Origin of the sequence: Burkholderia sp. Bp9015, from assembly GCF_003853505.1 — a bacterium.
Classification (GTDB): Bacteria; Pseudomonadota; Gammaproteobacteria; order Burkholderiales; family Burkholderiaceae; genus Burkholderia.
Map to the genome: position 1 here is coordinate 138,261 of NZ_QTPZ01000002.1, position 13,564 is coordinate 151,824.

At 69.2% G+C, this 13,564-nt stretch carries 11 protein-coding genes; all 11 read left to right on the forward strand.

The genetic code is table 11. The features are described from left to right. Positions 1 to 360: 360 nt before the first annotated feature. The 11 genes from DIE12_RS02975 to DIE12_RS03025 all read left to right on the forward strand — a co-directional run bounded on the left by DIE12_RS02975 (position 361) and on the right by DIE12_RS03025 (position 13,495). Positions 361 to 1,029, forward strand: a complete 669-nt coding sequence (locus DIE12_RS02975; protein ID WP_044844272.1) for a haloacid dehalogenase type II — start codon at positions 361 to 363, stop codon at positions 1,027 to 1,029. A 215-nt stretch (positions 1,030 to 1,244) separates the two neighbouring features. Further along, positions 1,245 to 2,783 carry a methyl-accepting chemotaxis protein gene (locus tag DIE12_RS02980; protein ID WP_124487277.1) on the forward strand — a complete coding sequence of 513 codons (1,539 nt, stop codon included), beginning with the start codon at positions 1,245 to 1,247 and terminating at the stop codon, positions 2,781 to 2,783. 946 nt (positions 2,784 to 3,729) lie between these two features. Next, entirely contained in the window at positions 3,730 to 5,313 is a 1,584-nt protein-coding gene (locus tag DIE12_RS02990) for an ABC transporter substrate-binding protein (protein ID WP_124487275.1), read from the forward strand. A 79-nt stretch (positions 5,314 to 5,392) separates the two neighbouring features. Continuing rightward, positions 5,393 to 6,346: an ABC transporter permease gene (locus DIE12_RS02995; RefSeq protein ID WP_044844269.1), complete on the forward strand. Its 954-nt coding sequence runs from the start codon at positions 5,393 to 5,395 to the stop codon at positions 6,344 to 6,346. 30 nt (positions 6,347 to 6,376) lie between these two features. Further along, positions 6,377 to 7,336, forward strand: a complete 960-nt coding sequence (locus DIE12_RS03000) for an ABC transporter permease (protein WP_124519861.1) — start codon at positions 6,377 to 6,379, stop codon at positions 7,334 to 7,336. Further along, the gene (locus DIE12_RS03005) at positions 7,336 to 9,210 is read left to right on the forward strand and encodes an ABC transporter ATP-binding protein (RefSeq protein WP_124519860.1); all 1,875 of its coding nucleotides are present in this window, start codon (positions 7,336 to 7,338) and stop codon (positions 9,208 to 9,210) included. The genes DIE12_RS03000 and DIE12_RS03005 overlap by 1 nt, the downstream gene beginning before the upstream one ends. Positions 9,211 to 9,363: 153 nt before the next feature. Continuing rightward, positions 9,364 to 10,698 (forward strand): FAD-binding oxidoreductase, encoded by a 1,335-nt coding sequence (locus DIE12_RS03010; protein ID WP_185640852.1) that lies wholly within the window; start codon positions 9,364 to 9,366, stop codon positions 10,696 to 10,698. Between the two features lie 25 nt (positions 10,699 to 10,723). Continuing rightward, positions 10,724 to 10,852 (forward strand): hypothetical protein, encoded by a 129-nt coding sequence (locus DIE12_RS38465; protein WP_260428994.1) that lies wholly within the window; start codon positions 10,724 to 10,726, stop codon positions 10,850 to 10,852. Positions 10,853 to 10,863: 11 nt separating this feature from the next. Next, positions 10,864 to 11,316 carry a helix-turn-helix domain-containing protein gene (locus DIE12_RS03015; RefSeq protein WP_124519859.1) on the forward strand — a complete coding sequence of 151 codons (453 nt, stop codon included), beginning with the start codon at positions 10,864 to 10,866 and terminating at the stop codon, positions 11,314 to 11,316. A gap of 116 nt (positions 11,317 to 11,432) precedes the next feature. Continuing rightward, positions 11,433 to 12,167 carry a cupin domain-containing protein gene (locus DIE12_RS03020; protein WP_124519858.1) on the forward strand — a complete coding sequence of 245 codons (735 nt, stop codon included), beginning with the start codon at positions 11,433 to 11,435 and terminating at the stop codon, positions 12,165 to 12,167. A gap of 2 nt (positions 12,168 to 12,169) precedes the next feature. After that, a complete protein-coding gene (locus DIE12_RS03025) occupies positions 12,170 to 13,495 on the forward strand; it encodes an FAD-binding oxidoreductase (RefSeq protein ID WP_124487269.1) in 1,326 nt (441 codons plus the stop codon). The last annotated feature ends 69 nt before the right edge of the window (positions 13,496 to 13,564 follow it).

Sequence of the window (13,564 nt, forward strand, 5' to 3'; positions counted from 1 at the left end):
CGCAAACCGGCGCGATCGGCGCGCGCGAACGCGCGCTTCGTGCCGGCGCGGCACGCCAATCCGACAGCTTCTGCTGTGGGAATGACACTACGATGGAACTGCAGCGGCGCCGCCCGGGCGAGCCGCGCCGGGCCCGCCGGGCGGTTGGCGCGCCGCGGTCGCGCGAAGCCTGCCGGGGTGGCCCGCGGCGCCGCGCGCGACCGTGCCGCAGATCGTGCTGCCCGCGGCCCGCAACACGCGGCGAATCTGCGTTTCGACCGGCGTCGAACGATGCGCGACGGATTTTTTGCCCTGATTCAATTGCGTTGAACCCAGCCCGTCCCCGGCCCTGCCGGGGTTTCATACCGACAGGACCTCACCATGATCCAATTTGAACCGAAGTTCATCACGTTCGACTGCTACGGCACGCTGACCCGCTTCCAGATGGCGGACCTGGCGCGCGAGATCTACGCGGACCGGCTGTCGCCGGTCGCGATGGAGGATTTCGTGCGCGCGTTCGCCGCCTATCGGCTCGACGAGGTGCTCGGGGCGTGGAAGCCGTACCGCGACGTCGTCGTCAACGCGATCCGGCGCACCTGCGCGCGCATCGGCACGCCGTTCGACGAAGCCGAGGCCGAGCGCTTCTATCATGCGGTGCCGACGTGGGGCCCGCATCCGGACGTGCCGGCCGGCCTGTCGCGGCTCGCGCAGAAGTACAAGCTCGTGATCCTGTCGAACGCCATGGACGAGCAGATCATGAGCAACGTCGACAAGCTCGGCGCGCCGTTCCATGCGGTGTTCACCGCGCAGCAGGCGCAGTCGTACAAGCCGCGCATGCAGGGCTTCGAATACATGTTCGGCAAGCTCGGCTGCAAGCCCGAGGACGTGCTGCACGTGTCGTCGAGCCTGCGCTACGACCTGATGACGGCCGAGGATCTCGGCATCAAGCACAAGGCGTTCGTCAATCGCGGGCACGAGCCGGGCACGCCGTTCTACAACTATTACGAGGTGTCGGACATCGGCCACCTCGCGACGCAGCTCGGGCTGTAAGCGTCGCCGCCGCGCCGGCGGGCGGCTGCGCGCCCTGCGCGCGCGGCCGTGCCGGCAGGCCTGTCAGGACCGGCCAAGAGGGGCGCGACGGCCTTGCCGCTTCACGCGTCCGCTCACCGCACGAACCGAGGGTAATTACCGATACGGCGCCATTCAAGGCGGGGCCGTCCGAGCCGATATATGTACCGAACGGTTAATATCGCGAGGCCCCCCGCATGAAGTTGTCCACGAAACTGCTGATGCTCGTCGTCGCGGCGCTGCTCGGCGTTGCATTGCTCGCCGCGATGTCGCTGCACACGCTGCGCGACGCGCTGATCGACAGCCGTCGTGACGAGATCGTCATTCTGCTCACCAAAGCCGAGCATCTGGTCGACTCGTATCGCGCGATGCAGGCGAGCGGAACGCTCACCCGGGAGCAGGCCCAGCAGCAGGCCAAGGCCGCGTTGTCCGCGCTCAATGCGAATTCGAAGAGCTACTACTGGGTGACGACGTCCGACGGCGTCAACCTCGTGCATCCGAACGCGAAGTTCATCGGCACCCGCGCGAAGGGCAACCGCACGACCAGCGGCCTGACCGACAGCGAGGCGTACCGCGCCGGAATGGCCCAGGCGCATTTCGCGCTCGTCGACGTGCTGATCAAGCGCAGCCCGGACGCGGACGTGGAGCCGAAACTGCAGGGCGTGGTCGCCGTTCCGGACTGGGACTGGTGGATCGGCACCGGATTCTTCTACGACGACATCAACGCGGCGTTTGCGCGGCTCGCGCAGGTGCTCGGCGCCATCACGCTCGTCATCGCCGCGGCGCTCGCGGCGATCGCGTGGGGGGTGTTGCGCAGCGTCCGGCGGACGCTGGGCGGCGAGCCCGCGCAGGCGGCCGGGATCGCGGCCCGCATCGCCGCCGGCGAACTGGACGTGCAGTTCGATACGGCGCACGCCGCGCCGGGCAGCCTGCTCGTCGCGCTCGGCGACATGAAGGCGCGACTCACCGAAACCATCGCCGACATCCAGACCACGACCCGCTCGATCGCCGTCGGCACCGGCGAGATCGCGCAAGGCAACCTGGACCTGTCCCAGCGCACGGAGGAACAGGCCGCGTCGCTGCAGCAAACGGCCGCCAGCATGGAGCAGATCACGTCGACGGTCAAACAGAATGCCGACAATGCACGTCAGGCGAACGCGCTCGTGACCCACGCGAAGGAGGCGACCGAACTCGGCGGCGCCGCCGTGCGGGAAGTCGTCGAAACGATGCGGCAGATTTCGGACGGATCGGTGCGGATCGCCGACATTACCGTCGTGATCGAGAGCATCGCGTTCCAGACCAACATTCTCGCGCTCAATGCCGCGGTCGAAGCCGCGAGGGCGGGTGAGGAAGGGCGCGGGTTCGCGGTCGTGGCCGCGGAGGTCCGCTCGCTCGCGCAACGCAGCGCGGCGGCCGCGAAAGACATCAAGGGATTGATCGAGGCGTCGGTCGAGCGGGTCGGCAGCGGCAGCCGGCTCGTCGAGACGGCCGGCGCGCGCATGACGGAGATCGTCCGGTCGATCGACCGGGTCGCCGACATCATGGGCGAGATTACCGCGGCATCCGCCGAGCAAAGTACCGGCATCGAACAGATCGGCCTGGCGGTCGCGCAGATGGATGAAGTGACCCAGCAAAATGCCGCGCTGGTGGAGCAGGCCGCCGCGGCCGCGTCCTCGCTGGATGAACAGGCGGCACGGTTGAGGGCCGCCGTGTCGGTGTTCAGGCTGACGGCTTGATTGCTCGACTGTCTGACTGCGTGACTGTCTGACTGCGTGACTGCGTGACTGCGTGACTGCGTGACCGCCCGACTGCCCGACTGCCCGACTGCCCGACTGGCCGACTGGCCGACTGGCCGACTGGCCGACTGGCCGACTGGCCGACTGCCCGACTGCCTGACTGCCCGCCGTCCCTCCTGCCCTATTTCCTGACTGCCTTCGTGCGGTCCTGCCCGGCTGCCTGATTGCTCGACGTCTGACTGCCTGACCGCCTGATCGCCCGACTGCTGGCCGCCGCGTGCGCACCCGCCGGCAACGCCGTCACCTCGTTTTCCTGACGCCACGCCGGCAAGTGTTCGGCGTGGTGCTCACCAACCTGCCGGCTCCGACCGCGTCGCAGCGGGGAGTCGCGGCTTGACGGCCCGTCACGGGTTCGCGCCCGGCGTCGGATCATCCGGACGCATCCCTGTTGTCCGCCCGTCGTCCGGCAAAGCCGCTTCGACGTCGCGGCAATCTCCTGACCTTTCATGCGCCCGCCGTCCGATGCGCGCGCGACGTTCCGGTCGTACCGGGCGCCGCGGGCCGCGAGCGCGCATTCCACACAAACATGCGGTTTGCGAGTGTCGAACGCGTTTCGGATGCCGCGCGGCCAATTTTGTCGGCGCAATCTGCCGCGCGTATCACTTTACGATTTCCTTCGTCGCGCACGTATTGCGCAGTGGTCGCGACGCGGCATCGAGCCGATGGCGGTACGCGTGGTCACGCAGCAAATCATGCTGCGCGGGCGGTCCAAAACGGTCGAATCGTATCGTGCAGCCGCCCCGAATCGCGATAACCCGCATTTTGGCGATGCTTAAATGAACTCAATGCGCACGACGTCGCGCCCGCGACCAGCACACGGGCACGACGGGATTCTCGAACCACGCTGGACCCCAGGACCCACTTTCCACAGTCAGGAGCAGTTCGGATGAGCGACGATATCGACAACGGCAGCAAGGGCGGCTTCACGCGCCGCGACATGATGCGGGTCATGGCGGCGAGCGGCATGATGGCCGCCGGCGCCGGCGGGCTGCTGATGCAACCCGGGACTGCGTTTGCGGCACCCGCGCCCAAGCGCGGCGGCAAGATTCGGGTTGCGAACGAATCGGGCTCGACGGCCGATACGCTCGACCCGGCCAAGGGTTCGACGGGCGCCGACTACATCCGTTTCTTCATGTTCTACAGCGGCCTCACGCAGCTCGATGCGAGCCTGACGCCGCAGATGAATCTCGCCCAGTCGTTGCAGACGACCGACGCGAAGACGTGGATCATCAAGCTGCGCAAGGGCGTCACGTTCCACGACGGGAAACCGGTCACGCCGGCCGACGTGGTGTACTCGCTGATGCGCCACAAGAATGCGGCCACCGCGTCGAAGGTCAAGCCGCTCGCCGATCAGTTCGCCGACGCGAAGGCGAGCGGCCCGGACGAGGTCACGCTCGTGCTCGCGAGCGCGAATGCCGATCTGCCGGTGATCCTCGCGACGCCGCAACTCGTGATCGTCAAGGACGGCACGACCGATTTCAGCACCGGCATCGGTTGCGGCCCGTACAAGCTGAAGTCGTTCAAGCCGGGCGTGTCGACCGTCGGCGTGCGCAACGACAGCTACTTCAAGCCGGGGATGCCGTACCTCGACGAGATCGAGCTGATCGGCATCAGCGACAGCGCCGCGCGCCTGAACGCGCTGCTGTCGGGCGACGTGCACCTGATCAACGCGATCGATCCGCGCTCGACGCAGCGGGTCGCGTCGACGCCGGGCTATGCGCTGCAGGAAACCAAGTCGGGGCTCTATACCGACCTGATCATGCGCAGCGACAACCCGATCGTCGCGAACCCCGATTTCGTCGAAGGGATGAAGTACCTGTTCAATCGCGAGCAGATCCGCTCGGCGGTGTTCCGCGGCTACGCGGTGATCGGCAACGACCAGCCGATCCCGCCGGGGCATCGCTACTTCAACGCGTCGCTGCCGCAGCGGCCGTACGATCCGGACAAGGCGAAGTTCCTGTTCCAGAAGGCGGGCGCGCTGGGCGCCGCGCTGCCGCCGATCTATGCGACCTCCGACGCGAACGGGTCGATCGAGATGGCCGTGCTGCTGCAGCAGGCCGGCCAGAAGATCGGGCTGAACCTGCAGGTGAACCGCGTGTCGGCGGACGGCTACTGGTCGAATCACTGGATGAAGCATCCGCTCGGCTTCGGCAACATCAACCCGCGTTCGAGCGCCGACGTGCTGTTCACGCAGTTCTTCAAGTCGGACGCGCCGTGGAACGAGTCGGGCTGGAAGAACCCGAAGTTCGACCAGCTGCTGCTCGCCGCGCGCTCGGAAACCGACGACGCGAAGCGCAAGCAGATGTACGGCGACATGCAGGTGCTCGTCGCGCAGCAGTGCAGGGTCGGCATCCCGGCCTTCATCAGCTTCCTCGACGGCTACGACAAGCGGCTCGCGGGCCTCGGCTCGATCCCGACCGGCGGGATGATGGGCTTCATGTTCGCCGAGCACGTGTGGTGGAACGCCTGACGCCGGCGCGTGCCGCCGCCGTGCGGCCGGTGCGGATTGCCGCGCCGGCCGCACGCGGCCTCTACGGGAGTGAAGTTTCATGAATCGAATCCTGCTTGGACTGATCGGCCGGCGCATCGCGGTCACCGCGCTGACGCTGCTGATCGTGTCCGCGATCATCTTCACGATCACGAACCTGCTGCCGGGCGATGCCGCGCAGGCCGCGCTCGGCCAGTCGGCGACGCCCGAGACGGTCGCCGCGCTGCGCCAGCAGTTCGGCCTCGACATGCCGGCCCACGTGCGCTACCTGAACTGGCTCACCGGGCTGCTGCACGGCGATTTCGGCCGTTCGCTGTCCGGCGACATGCCGGTGTCGGCGATGATCGGCGGGCGCCTGCCGAAGTCGCTCGCGCTCGCGGCGATCACGACCGCCGTGTCGGTGCCGATCGCGCTGCTGCTCGGCATCCTCGCGGCGGTCAAGCGCGAGTCGGTGGTCGACCGCGTGATCAGCCTCGGCACGCTGGCGCTCGTCGCGACGCCTGAGTTCCTGATCGCGACGGTCGCCGTGCTCGTGCTCGCCGTGAAGCTGCACTGGCTGTCCGCGCTGTCGTACAGCGGCCCGATCGAAAGCCTGCACGATTTCCTGCGCGCGTACGCGATGCCGGTGCTGACGCTGTGCGCGGTCGTGATCGCGCAGATGGCGCGGATGACGCGCGCCGCGGTGATCGAGCAGTTGAGCGCGTCGTATGTCGAGATGGCCGTGCTCAAGGGCGCGAGCCCCGCGCGCGTCGTGCTGCGCCATGCGCTGCCGAACGCGATCGGGCCGATCGCCAATGCGATCGCGCTGAGCCTGTCGTACCTGCTCGGCGGCGTGATCGTCGTCGAGACGATCTTCAACTATCCGGGCCTCGCGAGCCTGATGGTCGATGCGGTCGGCAATCGCGATTTCCCGCTGGTCCAGGCCTGCACGCTGATCTTCTGCGTCGCCTACCTGACGCTCGTGCTGTTCGCCGACCTCTGCTCGATCGTGTCGAACCCGAGATTGCGGACCTGAGCGTCCCGCCCACCTTCCGAGATGCCGACCATGCACCCGACCGAACCCGTTCATCGCAGCACCGCGCTGCCGCCGTCAGGCGAACCGCGCTCGCCGTCGGGAGGCGCGACGCCGCCCGCCGCGCCGTCCCCCGACCAGCCGCGCAAGCGCCGCGCCGCGCGCATCAGACTGACGACCGGCGGCCGCATCGGCCTGTCGATGGTCGGCCTGATGCTGTTCATCGCGGTGTTCGCGCCGCTGCTCGCGCCGCACGACGTCGGCGCGATCGTCACGCCGGACGTGTTCGCGCCGTTCAGCGCGAAGCTGCCGTTCGGCGCCGACTTCCTCGGCCGCGACATGCTGAGCCGGATCCTGTACGGCACGCGGCTGACCGTGCTGCTCGCGCTCGCGGCCGTGCTGCTCGCCGCGCTGACCGGCACGACGCTCGGGCTGCTCGCGACCGTGTCGGGCCGCGCGGTCGACGAGACGATGAGCCGGCTGCTCGATGCGCTCACGTCGATTCCTTCGAAGATGTTCGCGCTGATGTTCGTCGCGGCCTTCGGCTCGTCGCTGCCGCTGCTGGTCCTCACCGCCGCGGTCAGCTACATGCCGGGCTCGTACCGGATCGCGCGCGCGCTGGCGGTCAACATCAGCACGCTCGAATTCGTGCAGGTGGCGCGGGCGCGCGGCGAGAGCGCGCTGTACATCGCGTGCGTCGAGATGCTGCCGAACATGATCCATCCGATGCTCGCCGATACCGGGCTGCGCTTCACGTTCGTCGTGCTGCTGCTGAGCGGCCTGAGCTTTCTCGGGCTCGGCGTGCAGCCGCCGTACGCGGACCTCGGCTCGCTCGTGCGCGAGAACATCGCGAGCCTCGGCGACGGCTCGGCCGTCGCGATCATGCCTGCGGTCGCGATCGCGATCCTGACGGTGGGCGTCAACCTGTTGATCGACGGCCTGCCGCATCGCGGCCGCCGCAAGGGCGCGGCCGCGGCCGCGGGAGAACACTGATGCGAGATGAATCGACTCCGCTCGTCGAGGTGCGCGGGCTGCGCGTGGTCGGCGGCCGGCCGGGCGGCGAGGAAACGACGATCGTCCACGGCGTCGACTTCGAGATCGGGCGCGGCGAGGTGCTCGCGCTGATCGGCGAATCGGGCTCCGGCAAGACGACGATCGCGCTGTCGCTGATGGGCCATGCGCGCACCGGCTGCCGGATCGCCGGCGGCTCGGTGAAGATCGGCGGCACGGACGTCTGCACGCTGTCCGCGCAAGGCCTGACCGCGCTGCGCGGTCGGAAGGTCGCGTACATCGCACAGAGCGCGGCCGCCGCGTTCAATCCGTCGCGCACGATTCTCGACCAGGTGATCGAGAGCGCGCTGATCCACAAGACGATGACGAAGCGCGACGCGCAGGCGAAGGCGGTCGAGCTGTTCCGCGCGCTCGCGCTGCCGGAGCCCGAGACGATCGGCAAGCGTTATCCGCACCAGGTGTCGGGCGGCCAGTTGCAGCGGCTGATGGCCGCGATGGCGCTGATCACCGATCCGAAGCTCGTGATCCTCGACGAGCCGACCACCGCGCTCGACGTGACCACGCAGATCGACGTGCTGCAGGCGTTCAAGAGCGTGATCCGGCGCTGCGGGATGAGCGCGGTGTACGTGTCGCACGATCTGGCGGTGGTCGCGCAGATGGCCGACCGGATCGTCGTGCTGAGCGACGGCGTGATCCGCGAGGCGGGCGCGACCGAGCAGATCCTGCATGCGCCGGTGCACCCGTACACGCAGAGCCTGATCGCGGCCGTCACGCCGAACGATGCGCAACGCGACGAGAAACCGGCGCCGGCCGAACCGGCGCCGCTGCTCGACGTGCGCGGTGCGGTCGCCGGTTACGGCGGCCGGACGGCAAAGGGCTGGCCCGCGAAGCTGATCCTGCACGAAGTCGACCTGCGCATCGGGCGCGGGCAGACGGTCGGCGTGATCGGCGAATCGGGCTCGGGCAAGACGACGCTCGCCAAGGTGATCGCGGGCCTGGTCCCGGCGGCGGCCGGGAAGATTCTGCTCGACGGCGAGCCGCTCGCGCTCGATATCGCCAGGCGCACGAAGGAGCAGCACCGCCGCGTGCAGATCGTGTTCCAGAACGCCGATACCGCGCTCAACCCGGTGCATACCGTCGAGCGCACGCTCGCGCGGCCGCTCGCGTTTTACCACGGGATCAAGGGCGCGCGTGCGCGGCAGCGCGTCGCCGAGCTGCTCGAACTCGTGCGGCTGCCGCCCGCGGTGGCCTCGCGGCGTACCGGCGAGCTGTCCGGCGGGCAGAAGCAGCGCGTGAACCTCGCGCGCGCGCTCGCGGCCGAGCCCGACCTGATCCTGTGCGACGAAGTCACGTCGGCACTCGATACGGTCGTCGGTGCCGCGATCATGGATCTGCTGCGCGACCTGCAGGCGAAGCTCGGCGTGTCGTACGTGTTCATCACGCACGACATCGCGAAGGTGCGCGCGATCAGCGACGACATCGTCGTGCTGTACGCGGGCCGCCGTGTCGAAACCGGTAGCCGCGACGCGCTGTGCGCGCCGCCTTATCACCCGTATTCGCATCTGCTGGTGTCGTCCGCGCCGGAGCTGCGCGCGGGCTGGCTCGACGATGCGGCCGAGCGTTGCCACCGGCCGCTGGTGCCGATCGGCGAACGCGAGAACGAGGCCGAGCTGTGTCCGTTCCTGTCGCGCTGCGCGATGCGCGTGGACGGCGTCTGCAACCGGACGGCACCGGCGCTGCGCACGCTCGGCAACGGCGCGCAGGTGCTGTGCCATCGCAGCGAGGAAGACCTCGCGCGCTTCCAGGCGGAACCGGCGCCGGAGGGTGCCGCGCCCGAGCAGCCGGTGCAGCTGTAGCGCGCGACACGCCGGAAGTTCGCCGCGCACGACGTGGCAAGTGAAGCGGCGAACGGCGCACCGCATAGTCTGCTGCGGCGGTCGCGCAAAACGGCGCTTTGTGCGCGTGCCGCGCGCGAATACGCGGCAACTGCGGTTTTTGATGGTGATTAAATGATTTCCCATGAACGGCCGCCGATCGTCGTCGCCGACATGCTCGAGAAGAATCCGATGAAATTCGAATCGTACTGGCTGGATACCCGCCCCGCGTTTCGCGCCGGCTGCGAAGGGCCCGTCGAAGGGCGGGCCGACGTGGTCGTGATCGGCGGCGGCTTCACCGGCCTGTCGGCGGCGCTGGCGCTCGCGCAGCGCGGCGTATCGGTGGTCGTGCTCGAAGCCGCGCAGGTCGCGGGCGAAGCGTCCGGCCGCAACGGCGGCCAGTGCAACACGGGCGTCGCGCAGGATTACGCGTCGCTGGCCGCGCGCATCGGCGCGGAGCCGGCGAAGCAGTTCTATCGCGCGTACGAAAGCGCGGTGAAGAGCGTCGAGACGATCGTCGTCGAGCACGCGATCGACTGCGATTTCCGGCGGGCGGGCAAGCTGAAGCTCGCCGCGAAGCCACAGCATTTCGCGGGGCTCGAAAAGACCTTCGACGCGTTGCGCCGCGATGTCGATCCGGACATCGAACTGATCGAGCCGGCGCGGATTCGCGACGAAGTCGCTTCCGACGGTTTCTACGGCGGACTCCTGCAGCGCAACGGCGCGCAGATGCACATGGGCAAGTTCGGCGTCGGGCTTGCGCAGGCGGCCGTGCGCGCCGGCGCACGCGTTTACGAGCATGCGGCCGTCACGCAGCTCGAGCGGCTCGACGGCGAGCGCCACGCGATCACCTGCACGCGCGGCAGGATCGTCGCCGATCGCGTGCTGGTCGCGACCGGCGCATCGCAGCACGGCCCGTTCGGCTGGTTCCGGCGGCGTATCGCGCCGGTCGGCAGCTTCATCGTCGTGACCGAGCCGCTGCCCGACGCACAGTTGAACCGGCTGTTCCCGCAGCGCCGCGCCTACGTGACGTCGCGCCAGATCGGCAACTACTTCCGCGTGACGCCCGACAACCGGCTGCTGTTCGGCGGCCGCGCGCGCTTCGCGATGTCGAGCCCGCGCTCCGACGCGAAAAGCGGCGACATCCTGCGCGCCGGCATGGCCGGGTATTTCCCGGAACTGGCCAAGGTGCGGCTCGATTACTGCTGGGGCGGGCTGGTGGACATCACCGCCGACCGGCTGCCGCGCGCGGGCCAGCACGACGGGCTCTATTACTCGATGGGCTACAGCGGCCACGGCGTGCAGATGTCGGTGCACATGGGCCGCGTGATGGCCGACGTGCTGTACGGCGCCGCCGCGTCGAATCCGTGGCGCGACCTCGAATGGCCGGCGATGCCCGGCCATTTCGGGCACGCGTGGTTTCTGCCGATCGTCGGCGCGTATTACCGGATCCAGGATTTCCTGCACTGAAGCGACTGCCCCCGGAGGATTGGATATGACCGCACGATTCGTTTGCCCGCCCGCCGCCGGCAACGGCCGCCGCGACGGGACCGGCGGCGACACGATGGCCGGGCCGGGCGCGCCCGGCGCCGCGCCGCGCGCTGACGCGCAGGCGGCCGCATGAGGACGGCGAGCATGGTCACTCCGTTCCACGACGCGGACGAAGGCGCGACGCCTCGCGCACCGCGTGTTCCGCAGCCCGTATCGCCGGCGATCGGCGACGTGCTGCGCACGATCGATGCGTCGTTCGCGCAGCCGCTGAACCTCGACACGCTCGCGGCGGTGGCCGGATTGAGCGTGTCGCGTTTCACCGCACGCTTTCGCGGCGAAGTCGGGTTGTCGCCGCACCGGTATCTGTGCCTCGTGCGCGTGCGGCGTGCGCAGGACTTGCTGCGCTCCGGCCTCGCGCCTTCGGTCGTCGCGACCGAGGTCGGCTTCTTCGATCAGAGCCACCTGTGCCGGCATTTCCGGCGGGTACTCGGGATCACGCCGCGCGATTACGTGGTCGCGCGGCCGGGCACGCCTGCGCGACCGTCTTCGATGCGCCCGCACACCGAGCGCCGCGCAGCGTCGTGTCACGCCGCGTAGGCGCAACGGCGACGGGCACGCCTGACGGATGGCCGGCGAGCGCGCCGGCGAACGACCATTTCCGATATCGCGCGACGGTTTTCAAACCGGCCGCCGCGCACTGCACAGGAGCAGAAATGACCGCAGCTTTCGTGTTGCACCGTGCCGACGGCGCACCTTCGTCAACCGCGTTTCGCCAGCAGGCGTTCGGCGCGAACGATCCGTTCGCGCGACATCGGGAGATCGCCTGGGAAGGGCCCGACGCGATGGCCGCCGGACGTATCGCCTTCGCCGGCGAACTCGACGTGGCGAGCTTTCCGCACATCGAAACCATCGCGATCATCGAAGGCGAGCTGACGCTCGAAGCGGCCGGCGCCGCACCGCTCGTGCTGGGCCCGGGAGAAGGGGCCGTGATCGGCGGCGGCACGGCGCTGCGCGTCACCGCGGCATCGCGCGTGCTGTTCACGTTCTGCGCGGCCGCGTGCGCGACACCGACGAAGCGCGGCGTGTTCGCGCTGCGCGCCGACGCCGACTTCAAGCCGTCCGCGACGCTGCCGCCGGAGGTCCTGCTCGGCCCCGCGCCGCAATGCCGCAGCGACAACGTGTTCGTCGACGACGGCGCCGCGTACTGCGCGGGCACGTGGGATTCGACGCCGTATCACCGGATCGTTCGCCCGCATCGCGTGAACGAGTTCATGCTCCTGCTGGCCGGCAGCGTCCGGTTCGCGGCGCCCGACGGCAGCGTGCTGTCGCTCGGCGCCGGCGACGCGCTGTTCGTGCCGCGCGGCGCGTCGATCGGGTGGGAAAGCAGCGAGCGCGTGGCGAAATTCTACGTCGTGCAGAACGTCCACGTATCCACCGAACGAGACTGACCATGTCCCCTCCGCTGCGCCTTATCGAAACCTCGCCCACGCTGCCGGCCTCGGCCGACGTCGTCGTGATCGGCGGCGGCATCATCGGCGTCTTTACCGCGTACTACCTCGCCCGGCGCGGCATGTCGGTCGCGCTGGTCGAGAAGGGCCGCATCGGCGCCGAGCAGTCGAGCCGCAACTGGGGCTGGTGCCGGCAGCAGAACCGCGACGCGCGCGAATTGCCGATGGCGAGCAAGAGCATCGACCTGTGGGAACGATTCGCCGCCGAATCCGGCGAAGACACGGGCTTTCATCGCTGCGGGCTGCTGTATCTGAGCAATGACGAGGCCGAGCTGTCCCGCTGGGCCAGCTGGGGCGACTTCGCGAAGACCGCGGGCGTGACGACGTACATGCTCGACAGCAAGCAGGCCGGCGAGCGCGGGCGCGTGACGGGCCGGCAGTGGAAGGGCGGCGTGTTCTCGCCGACCGACGGCACGGCCGACCCGGGCAAGGCCGCGCCGGCCGTGGCGGCAGCACTGATGAAGCTGGGCGGCAGCGTCCACCAGCACTGTGCTGCGCGCGGGATCGAACTCGAGGGCGGGCGCGTCGGCGGCGTGGTCACCGAGGCCGGCGTCATCAGGACGAAGACGGTCGTGCTCGCCGGCGGCGCGTGGGCGTCGTCGTTCTGCCGCCAGCTCGGCATCCGCTTTCCGCAGGCGTCGATCCGTCAGTCGATCCTGAGCGTGTCGCCCGTCGAACAGCGCTTGCCGGATGCGCTGTACACCTCCGGCGTGTCCGTCACGCGCCGCGACGACGGACGCTACGCACTCGCCATCAGCGGCCGCGCGCGCGTGGACGTGACGCCGCAGTTCCTGCGGTTCGCCCCGCAGTTCGTGCCGATGTTCGCGAAGCGCTGGCGCAATCTGCTGCCGGGCGGCCTCGAGGGCATGCGCGGCGGCCACGAAACGCTCAAGCGGTGGCGGCTCGATGCGCCGACCCCGATGGAGGCGGTGCGCATCCTCGATCCGAAGCCCGACATGCCGACCGTCACCGAAACCTATCGTCGTGCCGTCGAACTGCTGCCCGAACTGCGCGAAGCCACGATCACGCACGCATGGGCCGGGTACGTCGACAGCACGCCGGACGGCGTCCCGGGTATCGGCGAAGTGCCGGGCGTGCCGGGATTGATCCTGGCGGCGGGCTTTTCCGGACACGGTTTCGGCATCGGCCCCGGCGCCGGTCACCTGATCGCGGATCTCGCCACCGGGGCGCCGCCGATCGTGGACCCGGTACCGTATCAGCCGGGCCGGTTCGCCGATTCCGCCTGGGGCAAGGTTGCCGATTTCTAGTGTGAGGCCGTCTCGCGGACGACGGTGGCGGCCTCCGGGCTTCCGCCGTTCGCCGGCGCATGGTATCGA